Here is a 19,830-nt window from a genome sequence, read left to right as displayed (position 1 = left end):
TACTGCCGCATTTTCCGTATTTTCTCGCTTTGGTTCAGTCTCTTGGCCGCTGGACAGCGAAGGAGGCTGAGCGCCAGCGCGAGCGATCCCGCGAGCAGCTCGCCGCGACGAGCACCAGCAGCAGCGCCGCGCGGCGCCGGCGCGGCCATCTGTCGTCCGGCATCGTCACTCCCCCGGGGTCGATCGCCGCGCTGTCTCCGCGCAGCGGCGTGCATCCGCCGACCGCGGCCATGATGCGGAGAAAGCAGGCGAGCGCGGCCCGCGCCGGCCGCCGCGGCGCGGGTGATTGCCGTCGCCGCCCGGCTTGATTAGGGCAGGGCATGACCGACACGCTCGCTCCCGCCGCCGCCCCCGCTAACGACGCCACGAGCGGCGCCGCGCGCCTCCACCGCCGCATGGCGCGCGGTGTCGCCTTCCTCGGCAGCGAGGTGGCGATCATGGCGGGCGCGATGTCCTGGGTAAGCGAGCGCCATCTCGTCGCGGCGATGTCGAACGCGGGCGGCTTCGGCGTGATCGCCTGCGGCGCGATGACGCCCGAGCTGCTCGACGCCGAGATCGCCGGCACCAAGTCGCTCACCGACAGGCCGTTCGGCGTCAATCTCATCACCATGCACCCCGCGCTGGAGGAGCTGGTCGCGGTGTGCGCGCGCCACGGCGTCGGCCATGTCGTGCTCGCCGGCGGGCTGCCGCCCAAGGGCTCGCTCGAGGCGATCAAGGCGGGCGGCGCGAAGGTGATCTGCTTCGCGCCGACGCTGGCGCTCGCCAGGAAGCTGATCCGCTCGGGCGTCGACGCGCTGGTGATCGAGGGGATGGAGGCGGGCGGCCACATCGGCCCGGTCTCGACCAGCGTGCTCGCGCAGGAAATGCTGCCCGAGATCGCCGAGCAGGTGCCGGTGTTCGTCGCCGGCGGGATCGGCCGCGGCGAGGCGATCGCGGGCTATCTCGACATGGGTGCGGCGGGGGTCCAGCTCGGCACGCGCTTCGTCTGCGCCACCGAGTCGATCGCGCACCCGAGGTTCAAGCAGGCGTTCATCCGCGCCAGTGCGCGCGATGCGGTGGCGAGCGTGCAGATCGACCCGCGTCTGCCGGTGATCCCGGTGCGTGCGCTCAAGAACGCGGGTGGCGAGCTGTTCACCGCCAAGCAGCGCGAGGTCGCCTCCTCGCTCGACGAGGGGCGGGTGGCGATGGCCGAGGCGCAGCTGCAGATCGAGCATTATTGGGCGGGCGCGCTGCGCCGCGCCGTGATCGACGGCGACGTCGAGCACGGCAGCGTGATGGCGGGCCAGTCGGTCGGCATGGTCACCAAAGAGGAGCCGATCGCGGATATCATCGCCGCGCTGATGGCCGAGGCGGCGCACGCGCTGGAGCGCCGCGCCGGCTGACCCGCGCCGCGGGCGATGCAACGCGGACGCGCGTCGCTGGTTGGGCCGGGGGAGGAGACCCACGATCTTCCATCTGATCTTCGCGACGCCGTGCCTCTACGTCGTCGTCCGCACGCTTTGGCCGCTCGCGCTGCCGCTCTGGGCCAAGGGCGGGGCCGCGTTGCTGCTGCTCGCCGCGTCGCAGTTCCATTATTGGAGCAAGCTGTCGTCGGGCTCGGTGTTCGCGCCCGAGTTCCCGCGCGCGGTCGTCGTGCTGTTCAACTGGGCGTTCGGCGCGATCGTGCTGCTGTTCGCGCTGCAGCTGCTGCTCGATCTGGGACTGCTCGCCGCGCAACTGGTACGGCGGGGCGCGGCGCTGTCCGACGCCGCGCGCTACGCCGCGGCGGCGCTGGCGGCGGTGCTCGCCGCGGTCGGCGTAGCGGGCGCGATGCGCCAGCCGCCGGTGCGCGACATCACAGTCGAGATCGCCGGACTGCCGCCGCGCTTCGACGGCTACACGCTGCTCCAGCTCAGCGACCTGCATCTCAGCAAGCTGTTCCCGGCGCGCTGGGCCGAGGCGATGGTCACGCGTGCCAACGCGACGGGCGTGGACCTCATCGTCGTCACCGGCGACTTCATCGACGGCTCGGTGGCGATGCGCCGCGACGACGTGATCCCGCTCGCCGCCCTGCGCGCGCCCGACGGCGTCTGGGCGGTACCGGGCAATCACGAGTATTTCTTCGACTACGACGCCTGGATGCGGCACCTCGCCGGCCTGGGCGTGCGGCTGCTGCCGAACGCACACACGATCGTGCAGCGTGGCGGCGACCGGCTGGTGCTCGCCGGCGTGACCGACGCCTCGGCGACGCACAGCGGCCACCCCGCGCCCGATCTCGCCGCGGCGCTGGCAGGCGCGCCCGCTGGCGTGCCGGTGGTACTGCTCGACCACCAGCCGCGCAACGCTCGCGCCGCGGCGGCGCGGGGTGTGGCGCTCCAGCTCTCCGGCCATACGCACGGCGGCATGATCGTCGGGCTCGACCGGCTGGTGGCGCGGGGCAACGACGGCTTCGTGTCGCGCCGCTACCCGGTCGGCGCGATGACGCTCTATGTCAGCAACGGCACCGCGCTGTGGCCGGGGTTCGCGCTGCGGCTGGGGCGCCCGTCCGAGATGACGCGGATCACGCTGCGGCGGACGACGTAAGGCAGGCCCATCGGGTTCGGTCGTGCTCCCGCGGACGCGGGAGCCCAGCGCCCCGCACGCTGTCGTTCGCCGCTCCGGAGCGCGCCGGGTGAGATGGCCGAAGTCTCGCGCCGTCAGCCGCTTGTGCGCTGCGGCGGGGAGGACGATAGGGCAGGCATGACGTCCCTTTCCGCCCCGCACCCGCACCCCGCGCCGCGGGGCATGCATCCGCGCGAGTTCGTCGCCTTCATCGCGGCGCTGATGGGGGTGAACGCGCTCGGCGTCGACCTCATGCTGCCCGCGCTCGCCGACATCGGGCACGACCTGGCGGTGAGCGCGGCCAACCACCGCCAGTGGATCGTCACCGTGTACATGATGGGCTTCGGCCTGGGGCAGCTGCTCTACGGCCCGCTCGCCGACCGCTACGGCCGCCGCGCGGTGCTGATCGTGACGCTGGCCGGCTTCGTCGGCGCGAGCGTCTTCGCGGCGAGCGCCGCCACCTTCCCCGCGCTGCTCGGCGCGCGCCTGCTGCAGGGGCTGATGTCGGCCTCGACCCGCGTGCTGGCGGTGGCGATCGTGCGCGACACCGCCTCGGGGCGGCAGATGGCACGGACGATGTCGATCGCGCAGATGATCTTCTTCATCGTACCGATCATGGCGCCGACGCTGGGGCAGGGGCTGCTCGCCTTCGGGCCATGGCGCTTCATCTTCTACGCGCTCGGCGGGTTCGCCGCCTTCGTGCTGAGCTGGACGCTGCTGCGCGTGCCCGAGACGCTGGCGGCGGAGCGGCGCGTCGCCATCTCGCTCGCCAACCTGCGCGCCAACTATCGCCAGACACTGACCAACCGCTATTCCGCCGGCTATGCGGTGGCGGCATCGCTGACCTTCGGCGGGATCATCGCCTTCGTCTCCTCGGCGCAGCAGATCTTCGTCGACGAGTTCGGCGCGGGCGACCGCTTCACGTTGCTGTTCGCGCTGTGCGCGGGCGCGATGGGCTGCGCCTCCTTCGCCAACAGCCGGCTGGTCGAGCGGCTCGGCACGCGGCTGATCTCGCAGACCGCGGTGCTGGCGCTGATCGCGCTCTCGGTGCTGCACCTGCTGGTGATCACCGCGGGATGGGAGACGCTGGTGAGCTACATCGTCTTCCAGGCGCTGAGCATGACCTGCATCGGCCTGTGCGGCTCGAACTTCGGTGCGATGGCGATGGAGCCGGTCGGCCATATCGCTGGCACCGCCTCCTCGGTGCAGGGCTTCATCACCAGCATCGGCGCGGTGCTGGTGGGCAGCGCGATCGGCCAGTCCTACGCGGGGACGACGCTGCCGCTGGCGCTGGGCTATCTCGCGATCGGGCTGGCGGTGCTCGCGCTAGTGTGGGTGATCGAGGGCGGCCAACTCTTCCGCGCGCGGATGGGGTGAGGGTTGGATGATCCGCCCGAGGTGAGCGGAAGCGCATCCTTTCCGGACCGGTAGCGGACCGCGCCGGTCAGGCCGTGGTGGAGGCAACTCTCGAGCGGCGCAGCGCTCGCTGATGCCGCCTCCACCAGCCCGCGGCTGGTCTCCCTCCCCGCGCCGGGAAGGAGCTGGCGCTTAGAACCCCGACCAGTCGTCGCTCGTCGCGGTCGCGCGTGAACCGGCGATACGGCGCACGCCCGCGGCGGCGCGCTGCTGCAACTGGTGGACCGGGCTCGCCGCGCGCGGCGCCGCCCCGACCTTGAAGCGCGACACCTGCTGCGCCAGCGAGTCGGCCTCGACCGCCAGGCTGCGCGCCGCGGCGGTCGCTTCCTCGACCATCGCGGCGTTCTGCTGCGTGACATTGTCCATCTCGGCCACCGCGGTGTTGACCTGCTGGAGCCCGGTCGCCTGCTGATCGGCGGCGGTGGCGATGGTGCGCACCAGTCCGCTGATCTCGCCGACGCGCGCGTTGATCCGCGCCAGCGCGCCGCCGGCCTCGTTGACGAGCGCCACGCCGGCGTCGACCTGCTCGGTCGCGGCGGTGATCTTGCTCTTCACGTCGCGTGCCGCGTCGGCGGAGCGCTGCGCCAGCGCGCGCACCTCGCTCGCCACCACCGCGAAGCCCTTGCCCGCGTCGCCCGCGCGCGCCGCCTCGACGCCGGCGTTGAGCGCCAGCAGGTTGGTCTGGAAGGCGATCGCGTCGATCACGCCGATGATCTCGCCGATCTCGCCGGAGGCGCGCTCGATCCCGCCCATCGCCGCGACCGCGCGCTCGACCACCTCGGCCGACTGCTCCGCCTCGGTGCGCGCGGCCTCGACCGTGCGGTTGGCCTGCGCGGCGCTGGCGGCGGTCTCGCGCACGGTGGAGGTGATCTCCTCCATCGCCGCGGCGGTCTCCTCCAGGCTGGCCGCCTGCTGCTCGGTGCGCTGCGAGAGATCGTCGGAGGCGGCGCGGATGTCGGCGGCGCCGTCGTTGATGCCGTTGGTGGCGCTGGTCACCGCGCCCATCACCTGCGCCATCGCGTCCATCGCGGCGTTGAAGTCCTGCTCCAGCTTGGCATAGGCCGGCGGGAAGCCGCTGAAGCGCGCGGCGAGGTCGGCGTCGGCGAGCCGGGCGAGCCCGTCGCCCACCTCGGCGAAGACCGCCTGCCGCTCCTGTTCGTCGCGCGCCTTCTCCACCGCGGCGTCGCGGAACACCGCGACCGCGCGCGCCATCGTGCCGATCTCGTCGCGGCGGTCGGCGTTGGGCAGAGTCACCTCGTGACGACCCGCGGCGAGCTCCTCCATCACCGCGGCGATCGCCACCACCGGCTGCGCGATCGAGCGCGACAGCAGCATGCCCAGCGTCGCCGCCAGCGCCACCGCGATCGCGCCGCCGAGCGCGAGCGCCAGCATCACCATCGTCTCGGCGTGGCGCTGCGCCGCGTCCTGCTCGTCGACCCAGGCCTGCTGTGCCGCCTGGATCTCCTTGATCGAGTCGCGCATCGGGCCGAGTTGCTTGGACCCGGCGAGCTCGCGCGCCTGCTCGCGCGTCGCCGGGTCGGCGAAGGCGGCGAGCGTCGGCTCCACCTTGGTGCGCTGCCACGTCTCCACCGCGGCGAGGAAGCGCCGCACGCGCTCGGCCTGGTCGGGCCGCGCGGCGTATCGCGAGAACTCGGCCGCGGCCGCGGTGATCGCCGCGGCATTTTCCTTATAGGTATCGAGGAAGGCGGGCTTGCCGAGCAGCACATAGCCGCGCACCGCGCTCTGCCCCTCGACCACGCCGTTGAGCATGTCGTCGGCATGGTCGGAAGCGAGCTTGGCCTCGTCGCGCGTCACCGCCACCTCGTGGAGCGTGCGCACGTTGGCGAAGACGACGAGGCTGACGATCGAGAAAGTCGCGATCAGCACCGCGAAGGCGAGCGCGAGCTTGCGCGGGATGGCGATGTTACGAAGGGTCACGAACGTCTCCTGGCGATCGGGGTCGTGGTAGCCATCCCGGGTTAAGAGGCGGCTAACTTCGCGGCCCAAAGCCCTGTTGTTCGGCGTAATCCACGCGCTAATCGCGCGGTGCGCGTTAACGACATCGCAAGCGGGCGCGCCTAGCGGGGGACCATGGCTCATTCGTCACTGCTGACCCGCCGCCTCGCCGCGGCCACCATCGTCGCGCTTCCCGCGCTGTCGCTCGATGCCGCGCCCGCGCTCGCGGATTCGATCACGCTCACGCCGACGCAGGACGTGCGGCTGCGCTACGAGCATGTCGAGCAGGACGGGATCGCGCGCGCCGCGGACGCGGTGACGATCCGCGTGCGCAGCGGCGTGGCGGCGAGCAGCGGGCCGTGGTCGGCGCTGGTCGAGGCGCAGGGCAATCTCGCGATCGTCGACCATTACGACGACACGGTCGGCAACGGCGCGGGTTATCCCGCGGTCGGCGACCCCGAGAACATCGCGCTGTACCGCGCGCAGGTGCAGTACAAGACCGCGCCTTTCACGCTCATCGGCGGTCGACAGAAGATCGGGCTGGAGGACGAGCGCTTCGTCGGCGCCGCCGCGATCCGGCAGAACTCGCGTTCGTTCGACGCGGTGCGCGGCCAGCTGAGCCTGACCAAGCACCTGCGCGCCGACCTCACCTACGCGTGGAGCGTGCGGACGCCGAGCGGCATCAACGGCCGCGGTGCCAAGCCGACCGCGATCGGCGGCGACAACGTCTTCGCGCTGTTGGCGCAGGATACGCCGCTGGGCACGCTGACCGGCTTCGCCTATCTGATCGATCAGGACGAGGCCGCGGTGCAGGGCTATCGCCTGTCGAGTCAGAGCTACGGCGCGCGGCTGGTCGGCACGCGCGCGCTCGCGCCCAAGGTGAAGGCGTCGTGGCAGCTGAGCTATGCGACCCAGTCGGACTATCACCGCAACCCCAACGATTACCGCGCCGATTATTACCTGATCGACGGGGGGCTCGACCTCCGGGCGCTGCACGTCGGTGCCGGCTACGAGGTGCTCGGCGCGGGCAAGGGCACCGCGCTGACCTCGTTCCAGACGCCGCTGGCCTCGATCTTCAAGTTCCAGGGCTGGGCGGACAAGCTCACCACCACGCCGCCCGACGGCGTGCGCGACCTGTACGGCAGCCTGGGCTGGAGCTGGCCCAAGCTGGGGGCGTTCAAGGCCGTCGGGGTGCAGGCGGTGTACCATCGCTTCGACGCCGAGCGGGTCGATCGCCGCTACGGCGACGAGGTCGACCTGCTGGCCGCGGCCAAGCTGGCGCGCTACGGCGTGTCGGCGCGCTACGCCACGTATCACGCGGACGGCTTCGCCACTGACACGCGCAAATTGTGGCTGGAGCTCACCTGGGCGCTGTGAGGTGATCGAGCGCGGTGACGCCCTCGGTCGCCAACGCTGAGAACAGGCCCGGCCGACGGCATCGTCGCCGATCCGGCACCGCGGGCGCTCCCCGCGCCCGGCCCGTCGCGCTCTCCGGCGCTGACTCCGGTCCGAGATGCCCGCGTCTCGACCGGCCCGTCACCGCCGGCGCTCGCCGCCTCGATGACGTCAGCGACGATGACGTATCGGCGAGCAAGTTGAGGCGAAGCGATGCTGACATCTGCGGTCGTCGCTCCCCGATACGGGCGTCATCTCCGTCGGACGAGGATCGTCGCCGTCGTCCCGACGGCCGGGCCGATGAGCGGCAAGGTGCAGATGCCGGCCATAAGCTGCGTAAGTTGTAGTATATGGGCCGATGACACGCTTGAGATCCAAGCTGCCAGGTCCATGTTCACCTGCCGGTCCGCGGCAGCCACCAAGGCCTGTTGAGGCTATCTCGGGTCCGCTGCTTGTCACCCGCAGACTTGAGCGCTCGAATCTCTTCGACCAACTCCACCATCGACCGCTGATTGAGATCGAACTTGTCTGCGTTGTTCTGGAAATCGCGACGACTTCCGGAAAGCCGAGCGCCACTTCTATCCGTTGCCATCGTTGGCCCCCGTCACCACTGTCGGGAGTTCTATTAACCGGTGTGAAGCTTCTTCGGAATGGAAACTTCGTACAATGTTCCCAGCGGCCTCCGGCTTTTTTTCAGACCAATGTACCGTTTTGAAACATTTCCGCGAAGGAGGTGCTGCGCTGGAAGCGTCGGCCCGCCCGGCGCCTCGTCGCGCGCCACCCGCCGTGGTCCCGATCTCGCTTAGGAACACCACCGCCGCGATGATTTCGTCAGGACCCAGCTTCATCCGCCGCGTGTCGCGGCGGGAAGGTGACTCTGTGACGCTCAGGACGGCTGCAGGCGCCGGAACGATCCGTGAGGTCTGACCACGAAGCAGGACGACGCGTCTTTCTGGAGAGATCGGCCAGGTCACACACGGGATCCTCCTGCGCCAACCGCTCGACGCTGGACGGACGAAGCGACGACCGACGCGCATTAGGTGTGCGTCCCTCTTCAACTAGTATTGACTCCATTCCTGTGATACTTTTTTCAGTAACTTCGATCCTATAGCCTGCTGCCACCCTTTTTGCAGGATTTACATAGGTCAACGATCGCAGTTTTCCGCCGATCAGGTGCATAAGTCTTGGTTTACCGTGATCTCGCCGAACCCGGCGTGCGGGTCGACCCCGTGGTCGTATACGGTTGCGATCACTTAATCAGACTACCGTATACTCTTCGCAGCAGCAGGAAGAGGTACAGTGATGATCGCGTGGTTCGCACAGCATGCGCCCGTTCGCACCAAGTTCAAGGTGCTCCTCGTCATACAGATCGTCGTCGCTTCGCTGAGCGTCGCGGCGGTCTATGCGGCGGCGATGACGCCGCCCGACCGCGTCTGGTCGGTGATGGCATGGGGGTGCGGCCTGGTGCTGGTGCCGGTGCTGCTCACCTGGTGGAGCGGCCGGGTGATCAGCGATCCCTATGTCGCGACGGTGGTGCGGATGGAGGGGCTCGCCGCGGGCGACCTGACGTCGCCGATCCGGCGCACCGAGCATCGCGACTGCGTCGGCCGCATGACGCGCGCGATGGAGGTGTTCCGCGCCAACGCCGAGGCGGTACAGCGCTCGAACGCGGCGGCCGAGACGATCGTGCGCGAGCTGGGGCTCGGCCTCGGCCGGCTCGCCGCGGGTGACCTCTCGCGGCGGATCGAGACGCCGTTCGCCGCGCACTATGAGACGCTGCGCCACGACTTCAACAACGCCTTGGCCGAGATGGCGACGACGCTCGGCAAGGTCACCGCGGCCGCGGGCGACATCAACAGTGGCGCCAGCGACATCCGCCAGGCCTCGGACGACCTGTCGCGCCGGACCGAGCAGCAGGCCGCCGCGCTCGAGGAGACCGCCGCGGCGATGGAGGAGATCACCTCCACCGTGCGCCAGACCGCCAGCGGCGCCACGCAGGCCAACGCGCTCGTGGCGGACGCGCAGGCCGAGGCGCGACGGTCCGGCGAGGTGGTCCAGCGCGCGATGACCGCGATGGGTGGGATCGAGCGATCCTCGGCGGAGATCTCCGAGATCATCTCGGTGATCGACGGCATCGCCTTCCAGACCAACCTGCTCGCGCTCAACGCCGGCGTCGAGGCGGCGCGCGCGGGCGACGCGGGGCGGGGCTTCGCCGTCGTCGCCTCCGAGGTGCGCGCGCTGGCGCAGCGTTCGGCCGACGCGGCCAAGGACGTCAAGGCGCGCATCACCGCCTCGGCCGAGCAGGTCGAGCTCGGCGTCGAGCTGGTCACCGCCACCGGCACGGCGCTGCAGGGGATCATCGGCCGCGTCGGCTCGATCAGCACGATCGTCGCGTCGATCGCGTCCTCGGCGGAACAGCAGGCGAGCGGGCTCCAGCAGGTCAACACCGCGATCGCGGAGATGGACGGGGTGACGCAGCAGAATGCCGCCATGGTCGAGGAGGCCACCGCGGCGACGCGCAGCCTGGCCTCGGAGGCGGAGGAGCTGACCCGCGAGGTCGCGCGCTTCCGCGTCGCGGCGCACGCCGACGCGCCGCAGCCCGCCAGCGGCAACGTGCACCGGCTCGGGCGTTCCCAGAACTGGTCCGAGCTGCGCGCGCGGCCGGCCCGGCCCGTGGCGGCGATGAAGGGCGGCGTCCGGGAGGAGCGGGGCGGTGTCTGACCCGATCGATGCCCGCCCGACGCCGCGACGACGCCGACGCGGTCGATGAGCGATGGCACCATGCGACAATCAGGTCGTCCGACAGGTCGCCGAGACGATCATCACCGAGCTGAGACCCGTCTACGCGACGGTGGCGTTGTTCGATTCCGGCATGCGCTCGCGACGGCGGGAGTCTGTTCGAGCGTCAGCGGGAACGGGAACTGCCCGTCGCGCCGCCGCATTGTAGCCCGCCATGCGGCGACGGCAGCAGGTGAGACTGAATTTTGGTGGAAGGGGCTGGATTCGAACCAGCGTACACTTGCGTGGGCAGATTTACAGTCTGCTGCCTTTAACCACTCGGCCACCCTTCCACGAGCGCCGCTGTCGAAAGCGAGGGCGCCCAATGCCCGCGGCGGACCGGCCTGTCAACGCCTTCCGTCCCGCCGTCTCGCGAGCGCCGCGGCGGTTGCGTCCCAGCGCGTGCGCGCATAGCGTCCGCCGCACTCCCCGCCAGTCACGGAAAGCTCCTCGTCATGTCGCGTCGTCCGCTCGCTCTTCTCACCACGCCCCGGGGACGCGGCTGATGGCGCGGCGCGGACACCGGCCCAGCCAGCAGCAGGGCAACCGCACGCGGCTGTGGGGGCGCCACCCTGTGCTCGCGGCGCTCGCCAACCCGCAGCGCACGGTGCGCAAGGTCTGGGGCACGCGCGAGGCCTTGGCGCCGCTCGATCTCCCGCCGGTGCTGCCGATCGTTTTCGCCGAGGCGCCCGATCTCGGGCGGCTGGTCCCGGCCGACGCGCCGCACCAGGGCTTGGTCGCGGAGGTCGATCCGCTCGAGGACGTGTGGCTCGGCGACCTGCTCGAGGAGGGCCGCGCGGATCAGCGCCCGCTCGTCGTGCTCGATCAGGTGACCGACCCGCACAACGTCGGCGCGATCCTGCGCTCCGCCGCCGCCTTCGACGCGCTCGGCATCGTCACGCAGGACCGCCACGCGCCCCCCGAGTCGGGCGCGCTGGCGCGTGCCGCCTCGGGCGCGCTCGAGACGGTGCCGTGGGTCCGCGTGGTCAATCTCGCGCGCGCGCTCGACGAGATCGGCGAGGCCGGCTTCTGGCGCATCGGGCTGACCGGTCACGCGACCCAGACGCTGGCGCAGGCGATGGGCGCGCAGCGCGTCGCGATCGTGCTCGGCGCCGAGGGCGAGGGCATGCGCCATAACACCGAGGCGCACTGCGACGAACTGGCGCGGCTGCCGATCTCGGCCAAGGTGGAGAGCCTCAACGTGTCCAACGCCGCCGCGATCGCGCTCTACGCCGCGGCGGCGAGGGTCGGCTGAGACCAGCCACGCGACGCGGCGAGGACGCGAAGGACGTGTGTCACGCGGGGGCGCGGAGGCGAAGCGCCGGAGCGCGCTCTGAACCCGGCGCGCGGGTGTGTTGTACAGGTGGGGCGGGCGGGGTGCCCCCGCGTCTCCGCGCGCCGCTTGGACCCGCCTCGCTTCGACGCGTCGCGGCGTCGCGCTGAACCTGCCGGGCGGCGCTCAGTCGTCCGCGCCGACGCGCACGCGCAGTCCGTCGAGCGCCGGGCCGAATTCGATCTGGCACGACAGGCGCGAGGTCGAGTCGCGGTCGCTCGCGGCGTCGAGCAGGTCGTCCTCGTCCTGGCCGATCGGCGGCAGCAGCGCGACGAACGCCGGATCGACGTGAACGTGACAGGTGGCGCAGCTGCAACACCCGCCACACAGTGCCAGGATCTCGTCGATCCCGGCCTCGCGGATCACTTCCATCACCGACAGGCCGGCGGCGCCGTCGATCTCGCGTTCTTCCCCCGCGCGCGTCTCGACGATAAGCTTGGGCATGCTGGTCTCCACCGAGAATCGCCCCGTCCATGCCGCTTGCGCGAGGGCCGCGCAATGGGGCTGAGTGCCGCGGCGCTCACCGCCGGGCTCGACGCGCTGGCCGTGATCGAGCCCGCCTTCGCCGCCGCGATCGAGCGCGTCGGCTATCCCGCGCCGCGCATCCGCGCCACCGGCTATGCCACGCTGCTGCGCACGATCGTCGGCCAGCAGGTGAGCGTGCGCGCGGCCGACTCGGTGTGGCGCAAGCTCGCCGAGCGCGGCGACCCCGGCGACCCGGCGCTGGTCACCGCGCTCAGCGACGAGGAACTGCGCGCCTGCGGCTTCTCGCGGCAGAAGACGGGCTATGCGCGCAGCCTCGCCGATCTGGTGACGAGCGGCGCGCTCGATCTCGCCGCGCTGCCCGCCGACGACGAGGAAGCGATCGCCCAGCTCGTCGCGGTGAAGGGCATCGGGCGCTGGTCCGCCGAGGTGTACCTGCTGTTCGCCGAGGGGCGCCCCGATATCTGGCCCGCCGGCGACCTGGCGGTGCAGATCGAGACCGGGCGCATCCTCGGCCATGCCGAGCGCCCGAGCGAGAAGCTCACCCGCGCGCTGGCTGAGCCGTGGCGCCCGCACCGCGGCGCGGCCGCGATCTTCACCTGGCATCATTACGGCGCGGGGGCGGACGCCGCGCCGGTGTGAGGTCGCTAGGCCAGGCCGATCCGCGGCCGCGCCCGCGGCGGGACGCGCAGCCAGCCCTCGGCGAGCGCGCCCGCCGCGGCCAGCGCGCCGAGCGTGAACAGCAGCGCCGCGGGCACCGCGAGCAGGGCGCGTGCCGCACTCTCCCACGCTGCGCCCGCGCCGACCGTGTCGAACGCCGCCGCCTGAAGCGCGAGCGAGCCCGCGGTCGCGAGGAACGCCCCGCCGTCGCGCCGTCCGCGCCATAGCGCCAGCGCGCCGCCGATCGACGCCAGCATCGCCATTTGGAACGACAGCGCGAAGCCGCTGTGCCCCGCCACGTTCCAGTCGAAGAAGCCGGGAATGGCGGGGAACAGCCGTCCCACGATCGGCGGCAGTACCAGCAGCGCGGTCGCCAGCATCGCCGCGGCATGGGGGCGCACCTGGCGCCGTGCGAGCAGCGCCTGGCGTACCAGCGCGACGAAGGTGGCGAGCGCGAGCAGGTCGACGAGTGCGAGCCGCGCGCCGAAGCTGGAATGGAAGGGATCGCTGCGCGCCGCGAACAGCGCGATGCCGCCCTGTACCGCGGCGAGGCTGGCGCCGGCGAACAGCGGCACCAGCGCGAACAGCGCCAACCCGGCGGCGCGGTGGAGCGCGACGCGTCGGTCGTGGATCGACCAGAGCTGGAGTGCGAGCAGCACCAGCCACGCGGTGGCGCTCAGCCCGTGCACGTGGAGCGCCATCGGCGCGGCGCGCAGCGCGCCGAAATAGCCGGGCCAGAAGGCCACCAGGATCAGCGGCAATAGCAGCAGCACTGCCCGATATGTATGACGATAGGGCATCGCCGTCCCTTTCCGCTCCCGCGTCGCTGACCCGGCCGATCGCGCGCTCGCCGTTCTCCCCCGGCGCGGCCACGATATCGTCTCGCGCCGCGCTTCGATTGGACGGACTCAGCCGCGACCGCGGCGATCCTTACAAGCGCCAGGGGGGCCTTACCCACTTGCGCGCGATCTCTGCCGAACCACCTCGTCAGCTCGGGCCCGACCCGGGACCATGGTGCCGCGAGCACCGTCCGCGCTGCGCCCGCGGCGGAATGGATCCCGGCTCCGAGGGGAGATGACGGCGCTCGAGCGATGTCGCGGTCTCGCCGCGACGAGAACGCAGGCATCGCGAGACCGCCGTCGCCGACCCATCACGGCGCGCTGCCGCCGAACTGCAACCAAAGCTCAGCGTCGCTGACACATCGGCCTGCCAAGGGCGACGCGGGGACGCGGCGGCGGAGGCGCAGATGGGGCAGCAGGCGATCGGGCGGCAGACGATCGGGCGGCAGGCGATCGGGCGGCGGTCGGCGCGGGCGGCGGTCACCGCGGCGCTGCTGCTGCTCTCGGGCCTGTCGGTGGCGGGCGCCTCGGAGCGGTTCGATGGCGCGGTCGAGGACGCGCGGCTGCTCGGGGCACTGTCGCTCGATGGCGACCTGTACCATGTCCAGGGCGTCGAGATCGGCGCGCACCGCATCTGGGTCACGTCGGTGGACGGTGCGGCACGCCGCGGCTACCTCCACGAGTTCGATCGCGCCACCGGCCGCTTCCTGCGCCGCGTCGAGCTCACTGACGGCGCGCGCTACCATCCCGGCGGGCTCTCCTTCCACGACGGCAGCCTGTGGGTGCCCGTCGCCGAGATGCGGCCCTACAGCTCGGCGGTGTTGATCGAGCTCGACGCCGCGACGCTGCGCGTGCGCCGCCGCCTGCGTGTCGCCGACCATCTCGGCTGCGTCGCGGTCGCGCCCGATGGACGGCTCGTCGCGGGCAATTGGGACAGCCGGCTGCTCTACGTGATCGATCCTACCGACGGCGCGACGGTGCGCGCCGTCGCCAGCCCCTCGGCGACACACTACCAGGATATGAAGTTCGTCGACGGCGCGCTGGTCGCCGGGGGTAACCTCGACCTGTGGAACGGGACGGTCGATTTCCTCGACTGGCCCGCGCTCGCGCTGCGGCGCACGCTGCGCGCCGGCGCGATCGGTCCGGTGCGACCGTTCGGGCGCGGCGGCCCCTATACCGGCGAGGGCATGGCGATCCAGGGGCGCGACCTGTACCTGCTGCCCGAGGACGGGCCGAGCCGGCTGTTCCACTTCCGCCTCGCCGCCTGAGCGCGGCTTGCCAATCGCGCGGCGCGGCGCGACGATCGCGGCGCGAGGGAGGTGGCGCATGGCGACGGTCGCGGCGGCCGCGGGGCGGGGACGGGACGCGCGGTCGGCGCGAGTGCTGCGCTGGAGTGCGCGGCTGCTGGTGGCGTGCTGCTGGTGCAGCGGCGCGATCTTCGGCGCCTATATCATCGCTTTCTTCGGCGGCGCCGCGCTCCGCGGCGAGGCGGCGCGCTGGAACGGGTCGCTCGCCAACCTGCACGATCCCGCCGCGCCGCTGGCGACACTGGCGATCGGCGCGCACTTCACCACGGGCGGGGTGCTGCTGCTGCTCGGCCCGCTCCAGCTGATCGGCGCGCTGCGACGGCGTCACCCCGCGCTGCACCGCCGGCTGGGACGATTGTACGTGCTGTGCGCCGGGACGGCGGGGGTGGGCGGGCTCGGCTTCATCCTGTTGCGTGGGACGATCGGCGGCGCGGTGATGAGCACCGGCTTCGCGCTGTACGGCGCGCTGATGGCGAGCGCCGCGGTGCTGACCTATGCCGCGGCGCGCACCGGCCGCACCGCGGCGCATCGCGCCTGGGCGATCCGGCTGTTCGCGCTCACCGTCGGCTCGTGGCTGTACCGGATGGAATATGGCGCCTGGTTCCTCGCGATCGGGCGCGAGGGCCATACCCCCGACTTCCGCGGCGGGTTCGACCAGGCGATGGCCTTCCTTTTCTACTTGCCGAACCTGGCGGTGGCGGAGCTGTTCGTGCGCGTGCGTCGATCCGCGACGGGCACCGCGACGAACGTCGGCGTCGCCGCGGTGCTGCTCGCCGCCACGGCCTTCGTCGCGTCGGCGACCTGGTTCTTCACCGCCCGGTCGTGGGGGCCGGGGATCGCGGCGGGGTGGAGCGGCTGAGCCAGCGCGCGCCGATCGTCGCGACGGCCCGGATCAGTCGCGCGCGCCGTTGATCCGGCGCACGCGCCGGCGGACACAGGTGACCTGCTCGTCGGTCAGTCGACCCTTACCGGCGGCGGGCATCGGGTCGACTTCGGTGCGAAGCGCGGCCGCCGCGGCGAGACGCTGGCGCCGCATCGTCGGCGTGCCCGGGGGCTCCGAAAGCGCGCTCGGGGCGTGAGAGCGGCGCGCTCGCCGACGTGTCGGGCACCAGCCCGCTGCCGTTGATATATCGCGCGGACGCGGGTGCGGCGGTGAGCGGCAGAGCCAGCCCGGTGGCGGGGATCAGACGACTCCTTCCGATCCGAGAGAGCGACGCTACCCTGTTCGTAGCCGCTGAGCACGCGCGATCGCGTTCATCTCGCCGGCTTCCACACCTGCGTCTGGCAGAAGAAGGCGATGCAGCCCTTGACGTTGAGCGTCCCGTCGGCGTTGCGCGCGACGATCGACTTGTAGGTCTTGCCGTTGCGGGGATCGTAGATCTTGCCGCGCCAGTCCTTGCCCTCGTCGGTGAAGCCCGACAGGATCGGCAGGCCCAGGATCGGGCGCGTGCGCAGCGCCGCGTCGGAGTTGTTGACGTCGGTGTCGGGCGCGCCGGGGCGCTTCCGGAGGATGGTGGTGAGCCGGCCGCAGACGGTGCCCTCGCATGGCCCGACCGTGACCACGCCGGCGCCGTCCTCGGTGACATAGCGTCCCGCGATCGGGGTCGCTGCGTCAGCGATAGCGGGGGCGGTCAGCGCGACCGGGGCGAGCAGCACGAAGGCGGCGAAGGGGGAGGAACGCATGGTCCGGACTATCGAGGAACAATGATGAACGCGCAATGGACGATCGGGATCATCGGCGGCTCGGGCCTGTACGCGATCGACGGCCTGGAGGAGGCCGAGTGGCGCGACGTGGCGACGCCATGGGGCGCCCCGAGCGACCAGCTCCTGTTCGGCCGGCTCGGCGGCGTCCCGGTGCGGTTCCTGCCGCGCCATGGTCGCGGCCACCGGCTCGCGCCCGGCGACATCCCCGCGCGCGCCAACGTCGACGCGCTCAAGCGCGCCGGCTGCACCGACGTGATCGCGCTCTCCTCGGTCGGGTCGCTGCGCGACGAGCTGGCGCCGGGCACGTTCGTGCTGGTCGACCAGTTCGTCGACCGCACCGTCGCGCGCGCCGCCTCCTTCTTCGGCAGCGGGCTGGTGGCGCACGCCAGCTTCGCCGACCCGGTGTGCCAGCGGCTCTCCGCGCTGGCGGCGGCGGCGGTCACCGCGGCGGGCGGGCGCGTGGCCGAGCGCGCCACCTACCTGGCGATGGAAGGGCCGATGTTCTCGACCCGCGCCGAGAGCCGGCTGTACCGCGACTGGGGCTGCGACGTGATCGGCATGACCGCGCTGCCCGAGGCGCGGCTCGCGCGCGAGGCCGAACTGCCCTACGCCCTCGTTGGCATGGTCACCGACTATGACTCGTGGCGCGACGAGGGGCCGGCGGTCGATCTCGCGGCCGTGGTGGCGCAGGCCGCGGCGAACGGCCGGGTGGCGCGGGCGGCGGTGTCGGCGCTGGCGGCGCTGCTGCCGTCCGAGCGATCCGCCGTGCCCGCCGACACCGTGCTCGACGGTGCCATCTTCACCGCGGCAGCGGCGCGCGATCCCGCGCTGCTCGAGCGCAACGCCGCGATCCTGGCGCGCGTGCTCGGCTGAGCTGCTCCCGCGGACGCAGGAGCGCAGAGCCACGAGCGCCCGCCTGAGGCGCTGCGCCCCGGTGTTCGCCGGAGCACGGCGTCATCGAGGTGCCGCCTCCTACGCGGCTCAGAACAGCTTGCGCACGCCCAGTCGTATCGCACGGCCGACCGGGTCGATCAGCCCCGGCTGGAAGCGCAGCGGCGTCGCGCCCAGCCCGTCGCGCACCGCGATCCGGTCGTCGAACAGGTTCTCGACCGTGAACGACAGCGACAGCCGCTTCGCCCACGGCCGCGCCACGAGCTTCTCGGCGTCGAGGTTGCCGTACAGCACCAGCCAGTCACGCCCGGAGAAGCGCAGGTCGGCCGCGGGCAGCAGGTCACGCACCCGCGTCGCGCCCTGCAACCGCGCGTAGACGCCGAGCGACGCCGGCCCGTAGCCGACTCCCGTGTTGCCCTCCACCTCCCAGCGCGGTCGGCCGCCGTTGCCGTCGAGCGTGGCCCCGGCGAGCAGGTCGAGCGCTGGCTGGCCCGGGAGCAGGGTGAGCCGATCCGAGAGCCGCCACGTCGCGCTGCCCATCACGTACACGCTCGGGCGCGGCTTGGGTGGCGCGGGCGGCGGCGCCTTGGGGTCGACCGTGGCGGGCGGCGCGGGCGGCTTGGGCCCGAGCTCGGTGAAAAGGTTGAGCGTGAGGCGCAGCCTGCGCTCGTCCTCCGCCGCCACCGCGGCCGGGCGCAGGTCGAGCCGCAGCAGCCGCCCGGCGGTGTCGCGCACGAAGCGGTCGGGGAAGGCCGCCTCGAACGCGGACGAGCCGCTCACCGGCGTGATGGCGCGATCGCGCGCGCGCGTGACGAGATAGTCGAGCCGCAGGTCGAGGCTGCGCTCGGCGAAGGGACGCAGCGCGACGCCGAGCGTGGTCAGGCGGGTGCGCTCGGGCGGCAGCGCGGGGTTGCCGCCGTAGACGGCGTCGACGAAGGCGCTGGTACCGGTGGCATAGTCGAACACGGGGATGTTGGGCACCGCCACCAGCGTGCCGGTCAGCGATGTGATCGGCGGCGCGGTCTGGGAGAGGTTGACCGTGGCGGTCAGCTCCACCGCGCGCGCCGGCTGCCACGTCGCGCCATAGCTGAGGCTGGTCAGCCGCTCGAAGCCGGTTACCCGGTTCACGCCCAGCGTCGCGGTGGCGGCGAGGCGGCCGAGCGGCGCCAGCACGCCCTCGCTCGCCGCCGCGATCGGCAGCACCGCGCCCACGCTCGCGCCCGCGCTGGTGCGCCGCAGCCGCGGCACCGGCGCCGCGTACAGCGGGACGTCGGCCGCGGCGCTGCCGTCGCTGGTGGCGCGCGCGAGGTCGGCGCTGGTGGTGACCTGCAGCTCGCCCGCGGGCAACCGCAGCAGCGGCCCGCTCGCGGTCAGCCGGGTGCTGGCGGTGCCGGTGAGCGAGCGCCCGCGCGTCGACAGCACGCGCGCGGGATCGTCGAGCGCGCGCGCCTGCTCCGCCGTGACGGCGCCGCGGATCCGCTCATACCCGCCCGTCGCGTCCCAGATCCACCGCCCCGCGCTGCCGTGCAGCCCCGCGTTGCCGCGCAGCGTGAGCGCGGTGTCGCGCTGGCGCAGCGACGTGCCGGGGAGATAGCGGCCGGGCGTCGTCTCGTCCTCGCCCAGCAGCGGGGCGAGGCCGTTGCGGCGCAGGTTGCGGGTCGCCTCCATCGTCAGGTTGAGGTCGGCGTCGAGCTTGGCCGCGATCGGACGCGCGGCGGTGGCGTCGACCTTGATCGTATCAGTCAGCGGCTGGAGATAGCGCGCGGCGCCGACGTCGGCGCTGCCGCCGCCGAGCAGCGGCACCGGCTCGGGCGCGATCGCGCGCTGCGACTGGCGCACCGGCAACTGGCGGAAGTGCGAGACCTGCAGCGTCGCGCGGCGCGACTGGTCGATTTGCGTCGCGGTGGCCTCGGCATATTGCGTCGCGCCGCCGCCGCGCGTGGTGGGGCCGGCGAGCTGCTGCGCCACGGTGGAGCGGAAATGCTTGGCGGTGATCAGGTTGAGCACGCGGACGGTGGGCGGGTAACCGAAGCGCGCGGCGTCCTGCTCGGGCAGGATCTCGGCCTTCTCGATCGCTTCGGGCGGGATCGACTGGATCTGCGCGACGCCGTTGATCCGCCGGCCGTTGAGCAGGATCACCGGCTCGGCGCCGCCGACCCCCGCGGTGAGCGGGCGGAGCCGATCGAGCACTTCCTTGAGCCCGGTGACGCCGAGCGAGCGCAGCGCGCGCTGGTCGAGCACCGCGATGGGCTCGTTGCTGCCGATCGCCGAGCCGGGCGGCCGCCGCGCCGCGACGACGACGTCGGGCTCGGCCCCCGCGGGCGGCGCGTCCGCGCGTTGCTGCGCCGTCGCGGGGGTGGCGAGCGCGGCGGCGCCCAGCATCAGCATCGTCATCCGCTCGCCCGGCATCCGCACCGCTCCGTTCGCCCGCGCGCAGCCAAGCCGCCAAAGCGCGCCGGATCGCAGCCGGAGCGTGGCGGAAACAAGG

The 19,830-nt window shown here is 72.3% G+C and carries 17 protein-coding genes and 1 tRNA gene; 11 read left to right on the top strand and 7 right to left on the bottom strand.

Features of this window, described 5'->3' with window-relative positions; all coding sequences use genetic code 11:
- Positions 1–29 precede the first annotated feature (29 nt).
- From FHY05_RS13690 to FHY05_RS13675, 4 genes are all read left to right on the top strand, one after another.
- Positions 30–308, top strand: coding sequence for a hypothetical protein (locus FHY05_RS13690; RefSeq protein WP_183945016.1), 279 nt, complete (start codon positions 30–32; stop codon positions 306–308).
- Between the two features lie 87 nt (positions 309–395).
- Complete coding sequence (locus FHY05_RS13685) at positions 396–1,382, top strand: nitronate monooxygenase family protein (RefSeq protein WP_183945134.1); 987 nt, start codon at positions 396–398, stop codon at positions 1,380–1,382.
- A gap of 40 nt (positions 1,383–1,422) precedes the next feature.
- Entirely contained in the window at positions 1,423–2,562 is a 1,140-nt protein-coding gene (locus FHY05_RS13680) for a metallophosphoesterase (RefSeq protein ID WP_221191198.1), read from the top strand.
- A 201-nt stretch (positions 2,563–2,763) separates the two neighbouring features.
- Positions 2,764–3,957, top strand: a complete 1,194-nt coding sequence (locus FHY05_RS13675; RefSeq protein WP_183945132.1) for a multidrug effflux MFS transporter — start codon at positions 2,764–2,766, stop codon at positions 3,955–3,957.
- 171 nt (positions 3,958–4,128) lie between these two features.
- Here the strand turns inward: FHY05_RS13675 and FHY05_RS13670 are convergent, their stop codons facing one another.
- Complete coding sequence (locus tag FHY05_RS13670; protein WP_311732480.1) at positions 4,129–5,934, bottom strand: methyl-accepting chemotaxis protein; 1,806 nt, start codon at positions 5,932–5,934, stop codon at positions 4,129–4,131.
- A gap of 153 nt (positions 5,935–6,087) precedes the next feature.
- Between FHY05_RS13670 and FHY05_RS13665 the strand changes: the two genes are divergently transcribed.
- Entirely contained in the window at positions 6,088–7,329 is a 1,242-nt protein-coding gene (locus FHY05_RS13665) for a hypothetical protein (protein ID WP_260181557.1), read from the top strand.
- 1,320 nt (positions 7,330–8,649) lie between these two features.
- On the top strand, positions 8,650–10,068 hold the full coding sequence (locus tag FHY05_RS13660; RefSeq protein WP_183945015.1) for a methyl-accepting chemotaxis protein: 1,419 nt from the start codon (positions 8,650–8,652) through the stop codon (positions 10,066–10,068).
- Positions 10,069–10,332: 264 nt separating this feature from the next.
- On the opposite strand, the gene FHY05_RS13655 is transcribed toward FHY05_RS13660, so the two are convergent.
- Positions 10,333–10,418, bottom strand: a tRNA-Tyr gene (locus FHY05_RS13655).
- Between the two features lie 212 nt (positions 10,419–10,630).
- Here FHY05_RS13655 and rlmB point away from each other — a divergent pair.
- Positions 10,631–11,380, top strand: a complete 750-nt coding sequence (gene rlmB, locus FHY05_RS13650) for a 23S rRNA (guanosine(2251)-2'-O)-methyltransferase RlmB (protein WP_183945014.1) — start codon at positions 10,631–10,633, stop codon at positions 11,378–11,380.
- Between the two features lie 204 nt (positions 11,381–11,584).
- Here rlmB and FHY05_RS13645 read toward each other — a convergent pair whose 3' ends face one another.
- Positions 11,585–11,902, bottom strand: a complete 318-nt coding sequence (locus FHY05_RS13645; RefSeq protein ID WP_183945013.1) for a 2Fe-2S iron-sulfur cluster-binding protein — start codon at positions 11,900–11,902, stop codon at positions 11,585–11,587.
- A 54-nt stretch (positions 11,903–11,956) separates the two neighbouring features.
- Here FHY05_RS13645 and FHY05_RS13640 point away from each other — a divergent pair, with 54 nt between their 5' ends.
- Positions 11,957–12,583: a DNA-3-methyladenine glycosylase gene (locus FHY05_RS13640; RefSeq protein WP_183945012.1), complete on the top strand. Its 627-nt coding sequence runs from the start codon at positions 11,957–11,959 to the stop codon at positions 12,581–12,583.
- 5 nt (positions 12,584–12,588) lie between these two features.
- Here FHY05_RS13640 and FHY05_RS13635 read toward each other — a convergent pair whose 3' ends face one another.
- Positions 12,589–13,374, bottom strand: a complete 786-nt coding sequence (locus FHY05_RS13635; RefSeq protein ID WP_183945011.1) for a hypothetical protein — start codon at positions 13,372–13,374, stop codon at positions 12,589–12,591.
- 473 nt (positions 13,375–13,847) lie between these two features.
- Here FHY05_RS13635 and FHY05_RS13630 point away from each other — a divergent pair, with 473 nt between their 5' ends.
- Both FHY05_RS13630 and FHY05_RS13625 read left to right on the top strand, forming a co-directional pair.
- Positions 13,848–14,708: a DUF6454 family protein gene (locus FHY05_RS13630; RefSeq protein ID WP_183945010.1), complete on the top strand. Its 861-nt coding sequence runs from the start codon at positions 13,848–13,850 to the stop codon at positions 14,706–14,708.
- A gap of 58 nt (positions 14,709–14,766) precedes the next feature.
- Positions 14,767–15,606: a DUF2306 domain-containing protein gene (locus FHY05_RS13625; protein ID WP_183945009.1), complete on the top strand. Its 840-nt coding sequence runs from the start codon at positions 14,767–14,769 to the stop codon at positions 15,604–15,606.
- Between the two features lie 33 nt (positions 15,607–15,639).
- Here FHY05_RS13625 and FHY05_RS13620 read toward each other — a convergent pair whose 3' ends face one another.
- A complete protein-coding gene (locus FHY05_RS13620; RefSeq protein WP_183945008.1) occupies positions 15,640–15,783 on the bottom strand; it encodes a hypothetical protein in 144 nt (47 codons plus the stop codon).
- 218 nt (positions 15,784–16,001) lie between these two features.
- The gene (locus FHY05_RS13615) at positions 16,002–16,430 is read right to left on the bottom strand and encodes a DUF2147 domain-containing protein (RefSeq protein WP_183945007.1); all 429 of its coding nucleotides are present in this window, start codon (positions 16,428–16,430) and stop codon (positions 16,002–16,004) included.
- Between the two features lie 24 nt (positions 16,431–16,454).
- On the opposite strand from FHY05_RS13615, the gene FHY05_RS13610 reads away from it, so the two are divergent.
- Positions 16,455–17,324, top strand: coding sequence for an S-methyl-5'-thioadenosine phosphorylase (locus tag FHY05_RS13610; protein WP_183945006.1), 870 nt, complete (start codon positions 16,455–16,457; stop codon positions 17,322–17,324).
- 108 nt (positions 17,325–17,432) lie between these two features.
- Here FHY05_RS13610 and FHY05_RS13605 read toward each other — a convergent pair whose 3' ends face one another.
- Positions 17,433–19,751 carry a TonB-dependent receptor domain-containing protein gene (locus FHY05_RS13605; protein WP_183945005.1) on the bottom strand — a complete coding sequence of 773 codons (2,319 nt, stop codon included), beginning with the start codon at positions 19,749–19,751 and terminating at the stop codon, positions 17,433–17,435.
- Between the last annotated feature and the right edge of the window lie 79 nt (positions 19,752–19,830).

The organism is Sphingomonas sp. BK580 (assembly GCF_014194975.1).
Lineage (GTDB): Bacteria > Pseudomonadota > Alphaproteobacteria > Sphingomonadales > Sphingomonadaceae > Sphingomonas.
Note: the sequence above shows the minus strand (reverse complement) of the source record. Positions and strands in the feature narration are given on the sequence as shown.

Excerpts from the sequence above, each read along its gene's own strand:
- FHY05_RS13605 (WP_183945005.1), bottom strand. The coding sequence starts at position 19,751 with ATGCCGGGCGAGCGGATGACGATGCTGATGCTGGGCGCCGCCGCGCTC.
- FHY05_RS13625 (WP_183945009.1), top strand. The coding sequence starts at position 14,767 with ATGGCGACGGTCGCGGCGGCCGCGGGGCGGGGACGGGACGCGCGGTCG.
- FHY05_RS13665 (WP_260181557.1), top strand. The coding sequence starts at position 6,088 with ATGGCTCATTCGTCACTGCTGACCCGCCGCCTCGCCGCGGCCACCATC.
- rlmB (WP_183945014.1), top strand. The coding sequence starts at position 10,631 with ATGGCGCGGCGCGGACACCGGCCCAGCCAGCAGCAGGGCAACCGCACG.
- FHY05_RS13645 (WP_183945013.1), bottom strand. The coding sequence starts at position 11,902 with ATGCCCAAGCTTATCGTCGAGACGCGCGCGGGGGAAGAACGCGAGATC.
- FHY05_RS13640 (WP_183945012.1), top strand. The coding sequence starts at position 11,957 with ATGGGGCTGAGTGCCGCGGCGCTCACCGCCGGGCTCGACGCGCTGGCC.
- FHY05_RS13630 (WP_183945010.1), top strand. The coding sequence starts at position 13,848 with ATGGGGCAGCAGGCGATCGGGCGGCAGACGATCGGGCGGCAGGCGATC.
- FHY05_RS13620 (WP_183945008.1), bottom strand. The coding sequence starts at position 15,783 with ATGCGGCGCCAGCGTCTCGCCGCGGCGGCCGCGCTTCGCACCGAAGTC.
- FHY05_RS13685 (WP_183945134.1), top strand. The coding sequence starts at position 396 with ATGGCGCGCGGTGTCGCCTTCCTCGGCAGCGAGGTGGCGATCATGGCG.
- FHY05_RS13675 (WP_183945132.1), top strand. The coding sequence starts at position 2,764 with ATGCATCCGCGCGAGTTCGTCGCCTTCATCGCGGCGCTGATGGGGGTG.
- FHY05_RS13610 (WP_183945006.1), top strand. The coding sequence starts at position 16,455 with ATGAACGCGCAATGGACGATCGGGATCATCGGCGGCTCGGGCCTGTAC.
- FHY05_RS13615 (WP_183945007.1), bottom strand. The coding sequence starts at position 16,430 with ATGCGTTCCTCCCCCTTCGCCGCCTTCGTGCTGCTCGCCCCGGTCGCG.
- FHY05_RS13660 (WP_183945015.1), top strand. The coding sequence starts at position 8,650 with ATGATCGCGTGGTTCGCACAGCATGCGCCCGTTCGCACCAAGTTCAAG.